The 6,902-nt window shown below is 71.8% G+C and carries 7 protein-coding genes; 5 read left to right on the top strand and 2 right to left on the bottom strand.

Annotated elements, in window-relative coordinates; genetic code table 11:
• Nucleotides 1–358 precede the first annotated feature (358 nt).
• The 5 genes from ABZE72_RS14950 to ABZE72_RS14930 are packed head-to-tail and all read left to right on the top strand — an operon-like array spanning nt 359 to nt 5,613.
• Nucleotides 359–1,366: a DUF6454 family protein gene (locus tag ABZE72_RS14950; protein ID WP_372729827.1), complete on the top strand. Its 1,008-nt coding sequence runs from the start codon at nt 359–361 to the stop codon at nt 1,364–1,366.
• Between the two features lie 39 nt (nt 1,367–1,405).
• Complete coding sequence (locus ABZE72_RS14945; RefSeq protein ID WP_372729826.1) at nt 1,406–2,596, top strand: NADH:flavin oxidoreductase; 1,191 nt, start codon at nt 1,406–1,408, stop codon at nt 2,594–2,596.
• A gap of 21 nt (nt 2,597–2,617) precedes the next feature.
• Nucleotides 2,618–3,718 (top strand): diacylglycerol kinase, encoded by a 1,101-nt coding sequence (locus tag ABZE72_RS14940; RefSeq protein ID WP_372729825.1) that lies wholly within the window; start codon nt 2,618–2,620, stop codon nt 3,716–3,718.
• Nucleotides 3,715–4,533: an SDR family oxidoreductase gene (locus tag ABZE72_RS14935; protein ID WP_372729824.1), complete on the top strand. Its 819-nt coding sequence runs from the start codon at nt 3,715–3,717 to the stop codon at nt 4,531–4,533. The genes ABZE72_RS14940 and ABZE72_RS14935 overlap by 4 nt, the downstream gene beginning before the upstream one ends.
• A gap of 9 nt (nt 4,534–4,542) precedes the next feature.
• Nucleotides 4,543–5,613 carry an MBL fold metallo-hydrolase gene (locus tag ABZE72_RS14930; protein WP_372729823.1) on the top strand — a complete coding sequence of 357 codons (1,071 nt, stop codon included), beginning with the start codon at nt 4,543–4,545 and terminating at the stop codon, nt 5,611–5,613.
• 3 nt (nt 5,614–5,616) lie between these two features.
• On the opposite strand, the gene ABZE72_RS14925 is transcribed toward ABZE72_RS14930, so the two are convergent.
• Nucleotides 5,617–6,048 carry a GNAT family N-acetyltransferase gene (locus ABZE72_RS14925; RefSeq protein ID WP_372729822.1) on the bottom strand — a complete coding sequence of 144 codons (432 nt, stop codon included), beginning with the start codon at nt 6,046–6,048 and terminating at the stop codon, nt 5,617–5,619.
• Nucleotides 6,045–6,902: alpha/beta hydrolase (locus tag ABZE72_RS14920; protein ID WP_372729821.1), on the bottom strand; the 858-nt coding region annotated here is incomplete at its 5' end. The genes ABZE72_RS14925 and ABZE72_RS14920, both read right to left, overlap by 4 nt.

The following is a 6,902-nucleotide window of genomic DNA, read 5'->3' as shown; positions in this document are numbered from 1 at the left end:
GGCTCGATCCCGACTCGTTCCTGTGGGCCAGCCCGCACGGCTACACCTACCTCCGCGATGCCACCGGCACCACCGACGTCACGCGGGATCGCAGGCCACCGCCAGTTCAACCGCCCGAGCCACCACCACTCAGCAGACCCTGACCGCCCCCCACCCCGCCGATCCACGACCGGCGGGGCACAGGCTTGTACGCAGGCGCCACACCTGATGTCGGGTCCGCCGGAACGCCGACACCCACTGAGTGCCCCGCCGTCGTCCGGAGGTGGCCGGACGTTCATCCGGGCTGCCTACCTTTCGACCGTCCGGTGGCCACCCCCGTTGCGGGAGCCGCCCCGCCCGACTCTCGAGGAGAAGGCCCATGCCCCGACCCACCCTGCGCTCGTCCGTCGCACTCGCCTCCCTGGCCCTGCTGACCGCGACGGGGGTGGCGGCCCACGCCACGGGGTCACTCGACGCCACGGAGCGCCCCGGCCATCGTGCGGGCCACGGCGGGGGTCACGACGGGCAGCTCGCCGGAGCCTTCCGCTCCGTCGACCGGTCGTCGGTGTGGTCCGAGGTGGAGCGGCTCGAGCTGGACTTCCCGACCTTCCACACCGAAGGTCTCGTGGTGACCGAGGACCGCCTCTTCCTGTCCTCGGTCGAGGTCGTGGTGCCGCCGGTGAAGTACCCCTCGCCCGTCGGGGGTCATGACCGAACGCCGGGTGCGGGGGTGGGGCACCTCTTCGTGATGGACCGCGAGGGCAACCTCGAGCGCGACATCGTCCTGGGGGAGGGCGACATGTACCACCCGGGCGGCATCTCCACGGACGGCAAGTCGATCTGGGTGCCCGTCGCGGAGTACCGACCCGACAGCGCCTCGATCGTCTACCGCGTCGACCCCGAGACGCTCGAGGTGACCGAGCAGTTCCGGGTGCCCGACCACATCGGCGGTGTCGTGCGGGATGCGACCTCAGGTCGCCTCGTCGGCAACACCTGGGGGTCGCGCGAGTTCCAGGAGTGGGACCTGCGGGGTCGCCAGCGGGACGCCTGGTCCAACCCCAGCCACTTCGTCGACTACCAGGACTGCCAGTACGCCGACTCCGCCCGGATGATCTGTGCCGGCATCACCAACCTCCCGCAGCGTCCCGGTGCCGGCGGTCCGGGTGCGTCGTACGAGCTCGGCGGGTTGGCGTTGATCGACTTGCGCACCCACGAGGTGCTGCACGAGGTGCCCTTTCAGCGATGGAGCACTGCCGGGCACGTGATGACCCGCAACCCGGTCAAGCTGTCGGTCGAGGGTGGCCGCCTGACGCTGCGGGCGGCCCCCGACGACGGGGACGAGGCCAACGGCACCGAGGTGTACACCTTCACCATGCCGCTGCCGTGACAACGTCCGGGTCCAACTAGAACCGGTTACAGTTCTTCGGTGACCCCCGACGTCTTCGCGCCCGCCACTCTCGGCCCGATCCGGCTGCGCAACCGCACCGTCAAGGCGGCCACCTTCGAGGGGCAGACGCCTGGCGGCCGGGTGACCCCGGAGCTGATCGACTTCCACGCACAGGTCGGGGCCGGCGGGGTCGGCCTGACCACCGTGGCCTATCTCGCCGTCGCGCCGGAGGGCCGGACGCACGCCGACCAGATCGTGGTCACGCCGGAGCGACTGGTCGAGCTGGCCGGCCTCGCCGACGCCGTCCACGCCACGGGTGCCGCCATCGCCGCTCAGGTGGGCCACGCCGGACCGGTGGCCAACGGCCGCTCCAACGGCGCCCGGGCGTACAGCTCCAGTCGGATGCCCAGCCCGCTGTCGATGCAGATGGTCGGCCGGGCCAGCGAGGAGTACCTCGCCCACGTCACCGAGCGGTACGTCGAGAGCGCCCGCACTCTGGTCCGCGCCGGGTTCGACGTGCTCGAGCTGCACATGGCGCACAGCTACCTGATCTCCTCCTTCCTGGCGCCGGGACTGAATCGACGCAAGGACCGCTGGGGCGGCTCGCTGGAGAATCGCGCCCGGCTCGGCCGGCAGGTCGCGCGTGCCGTGCGTGACGAGGTCGGGGACGCCGTGGCGGTGACCGCCAAGGTGAGTCTCGGCGACGGTTTCCGCGGCGGAGTGACGACCGAGGAAGGCCTGGCCTTCGCCCACCTGCTCGAGGACGACGGGAACCTCGACGCACTCCAGCTCAGCGGGGGCAGCTCGCTGATGAACCCGATGTACCTGTTCCGTGGCGGCGTCCCGGTCCAGGAGTTCGCGGCCGCGATGCCGGTGCCGGTGCGCTGGGGGATCCGGGTGGGCGGCAAGCGGTTCCTCAAGGAGTACCCCTTCGAGGAGGCCTACTTCCTGGACCGCGCCCGTCGCTTCCGCGACGAGCTGTCGCTGCCGCTGATGCTGCTCGGCGGCATCAACCGGCGCGACACCATGGAGCTGGCGATGGCGGAGGGGTTCGACTTCGTGGCGATGGCCCGGGCGCTGCTCTTCGAGCCCGACCTGGTCGACCGGCTGCAAGGCGGCGACCAGGACCGCGGGGGCTGCCTGCACTGCAACCGGTGCATGCCCACGATCTACGCCGGCACCCACTGTCCGATCCTCGCCGAGGGGCGGGAAACCCTTCCGCCAATCTAGAACGTGTTCTAGATTGGGCCCATGTCGAACTCCGCTCCGCTCAAGGTCGTCGTCTGGTCCACCGGGACCGTCGGTCGCCACGCCATCGCCGGCATCGATCGCCACCCCGACCTCGAACTCGTGGGCGTGTGGGTCTCCAACCCCGAGAAGGACGGCAAGGACGCCGGGCTGCTGGCCGACCTCGGCCGTGAGCTGGGCGTGCTCGCCACCACCGACCGGGAGGCGCTGATCGCGCTGGCGCCGGACGCGATCGTGCACACCGCGATGGCCGACGACCGGGTCTTCGAGTGCATCGAGGACCTCTTCGGCTTCGTCGAGGCCGGCATCAACGTCGTCTCCAGCGGCCCCGTCCTGCTCCAGTGGCCCGACAAGATCCTGCCGCCCGAGATGCTCGACCGGCTGGCCGAGGCGGGTCGGCGGACCGGCGCGAGCCTGCACGTCAACGGCATCGACCCCGGGTTCGCGAACGACGTGCTGCCGCTCTCGCTGACCAGCCTCTCCCAGCGCATCGACGAGGTGCGGATGCTGGAGATCGCCGACTACTCGACGTACTACCAACCGGTCGTGATGGGCGAGCTGTTCGGCTTCGGCAAGCCGCTCGACTTCAAGGCGATGCTGTGGGAGCCCGGCATCCTCACCATGGCCTGGGGCAGCGTGGTCCGTCAGGTCGCCGCCGGGCTCGGCATCACGCTGGACGAGCCGTTGACCGAGGAGGTCGACCGGCGGGCCGCCGAGGTCGACATCGCGTCCGTCTCCGGCGACATCCCGGCCGGCACCATGGGAGCGGTCCGCTTCCAGGTGATCGGCAAGGTCGACGGCGTTCCGCGCGTCGTCCTCGAGCACGTGACGCGGACCGCCGAGGACCAGGCGCCCGAGTGGCCGACACCTCCCGAGGGTGGTGGCTGCTACCGGGTGGTGGTGAAGGGCGAGCCGTTCATGCAGCTCGACTTCACCCACCACGGCGAGCACGGCGACCACAACGTCTCCGGGATGATCGTCACCGCCCAGCGCCTGGTGAACGCCGTGGCGGCCGTCGTCGCCGCCCCCGGGGGACTGGTCACCGCGATCGAGCTGCCGTTGATCACCGGGCGCGGCCTGGTCTCCACCGAGGGTGCCCCGTGAGCATCCTCGACCGCTTCCTCGTCACCGACCAGGTCGCGGTCGTCACCGGCGCCGGTCGCGGGATCGGCGCCGCCACCGCGGTCGCCTTCGCCCAGGCCGGGGCCGACGTGGTGATCTCCGCCCGGACGGCCGACCAGCTCGAGGTCGTCGCCGAGCAGGTGCGGGCCGCCGGCCGTCGCGCGCTCGTCGTACCGGCCGACCTCAGCGACCTCGACGCGGTCGCGGGCCTCGCCCACGCGGCGTACGACGAGTTCGGTCGGCTGGACACGATCGTCAACAACGTCGGCGGCACGATCCCGAACGCCTTCCTGGACACCGACGCGGCCTACCTCGAGGAGGCCTTCCACTTCAACGTGACCACAGCGCACGCGCTGTCGCTGGCGGCCGTCCCGCTGATGCTCAAGGACGCCCCCGCCCACGACGGCGGTGGCCAGAAGTCGATCGTCAACATCAGTTCGATGATGGGCCGCTCGGCTGGCCGCGGCTACCTGGCCTACGGCACCGCCAAGGCAGCTCTCGCGCACTGGGCCCGGCTGGCCGCCGAGGACCTCGCGCCGCGGATCCGGGTGAACGGCATCTACGTGGGCTCGGTGATGACCAGCGCGCTGGAGTTCGTCGCCGGGGTGCCCGAGATGATGCAGCAGCTGGAGACCAAGACGCCGTTGGGTCGGGTCGGCGAGGCCGAGGACATCGCGGCGGCGGCGCTCTACCTGAGCTCGCGGGCCGGGCAGTACGTCACCGGCAAGATGCTCGAGGTCGACGGCGGGATCCAGGCTCCGAACCTCGACCTGCACCTGCCCGACCTCGGGGCCTAGGCTCCGCGCGTGACGTCCTCGACCAGCACCGCCCACTCCGTCTCGCCCGACTCCGGTGAGCACTGGGCCGCGCCCGGCGCCTGGCGGGTTGCCGAGGGCATCCACCGGATCCCGCTGCCCCTGCCGATGGACGGCCTGCGCGCCGTCAACGTCTACGTCCTCGAGACCGCGGACGGGCTGACCCTGGTCGACGGCGGGTGGGCGATCGAGGAGAGCCGGACGCTGCTGGTCTCCTCCCTGGCGCAGCTCGGCTTCGGGCTGGGCGACATCACCCGCTTCCTGGTCACCCACGTGCACCGCGACCACTACACGCAGGCCGCCGTGATCGCCCGGGAGTTCGGTGCCCACGTCAGCCTGGGTCTGGGCGACAAGCCCACCCTGGACCTGATGCACAACGCCGACGAGCTGACCGAGGACCCGACCCTCGACGTCCTGCGCTCGGCCGGTGCCGTGGCGGTCGCCGACGAGTGGCAGAAGTTCTCCGACGGCAAGACGCCCGACCTCGGCATGTGGGGCTACCCCGACACCTGGCTCGACGGCGACCACGAGATCACCGTGGGCGACCGCCGGCTCGACGCCGTGCACACCCCCGGACACACCCGTGGCCACTACGTCTTCGCCGATCGTTCCTCGCAACTGCTCTTCGCCGGTGACCACGTGCTGCCCACGATCACCCCGTCGATCGGCTTCGAACCGGTGCCGGTCGAGCAGCCGCTGCGGGACTTCATGGCCTCGCTGACCAAGGTGCGTCAGCTGCCCGACCTGCGCCTGCTGCCCGCCCACGGCCCGGTCGCCCCCTCCTCCCACACCCGGGTCGACGAGCTCCTCGCCCACCACGAGCAACGGCTGCAGGCCTGCGTGGACGCCCTCGCCGGCGGCCCCGGCACGGGGTACGACGTGGCGGGGTTCCTGCCCTGGACCCGGCACGAGCACCAGCTCAAGGACCTGGACGTCTTCAACACGGCGCTGGCCAGCATGGAGACCAAGGCGCACCTGGAGCTGCTGGTCGCCCGCGGCCAGGCGACGCGTCAGGTCACCGACGCGGGCGTGGTCTTCTCCGCCGCTCCCGCCGCGGACTGACCCTCAGGCCCGTTTCACCATCGGCACGTGCGGGATCCCGTCCTCCAGGAACTCCGGGCCCGCCACCTCGAAGCCGAACGTCGAGTACCACCGCCGCAACGGGGTCTGTGCGTCCAGCACCACCTCGCGGCCCCTGGTCTCCACCAGTGCGGCCTGGACGAGGATGTCCGCGAGTCCGTGCCCGCGGACCCGGGGTGTGAGCACGACCCGTCCGATCCGCGCCCGGCTCCCGTCGTCGAGGATGCGCAGGTAGCCGAGGAGCTCCCCGTCCTCGCCGGGCAGGACGAGGTGGCGGGTCGACGGCTCGAGGTCGCGGCCGTCCAGATCGGGGTAGGGGCACCGCTGCTCCACCACGAACACGTCCTGCCGCAGCCGCCAGACGTCGTACGCCGTACGGGCGTCGAGCTCGTCGAAGGTCAGCACCCGGACGCTCATCGCAGGAACTCCACCGTCCGGCGCCAGGCGGCCCGGGCCTCGGGGATCAGCGGCAACAACGGGTAGACATGGATCAGGTCCGGCGCCTCCACGTAGGTCAGCTCCCAGTCGGTCCCGGCGGCTCGTTGCGCGAGCAGACGGCAGCCGGCGACGAGGGTGTCCCGGGTGCCGCAGAACATCAGCGTCGGCGGCAGCCCCGTCAACGACCCGAGCGCCGGGGAGACCTCGGGTCGGGCCAGGTCCTCGGGCCGCCCGGCCCACCAGGCGGCGTAGGCCTTGATCTTGCTCAGCTTCAGCCAGGGGTCCCGCGACGAGAAGTGCGGGGTCTCCGGCGCGCTGGTGGTCAGGTCGACCCACGGCGAGAGCAGCAGCAGGTGCGAGGCCTGCGGGCCGCCCCGGTCCCGCAGGGTCTGGGCCACCGCGAGCGCGATGCCGCCGCCGGCGGAGTCGCCCGCGAGCACCAGGTCGTGCGACTCCCCGGCCCAGAGGGCGGTCAGGTCGGCCAGCGCCTCGTGCGAGGCGGACCAGTCGTGGCCCGGGGTCAGCGGGTAGTCCGGCAGCACGACCCGGGCGCCGAGCGCCCGCGCCAGCCGCACGGCGTAACGCAGGTGGAACGGGTCGATCCCCGCGACGAAGCCGCCCCCGTGCACGTACACCACGGTGTGCGCCGGGTCGATCCCCCGCGGGGTCACGACGTACGCCGGGAACCGGCCGGCGGGCCCGTCCAGCTCCTCGGTGATGACCGAGAACTGCTGCGCGAAGCGCCACACCGCCCGGGTCGGCAGCCCGGGGTCGCGGTCGGCCTGGCAGGCCAGCAGTCGCTCCCGCTCGGCCTCGAGGCTGTCCAGCTCGCT

The sequence above is a fragment of the Nocardioides sp. genome, assembly GCF_041600255.1.
In the GTDB taxonomy this organism is placed as follows: domain Bacteria; phylum Actinomycetota; class Actinomycetes; order Propionibacteriales; family Nocardioidaceae; genus Nocardioides.
This window is presented reverse-complemented; position numbering and strand designations above follow the sequence as displayed.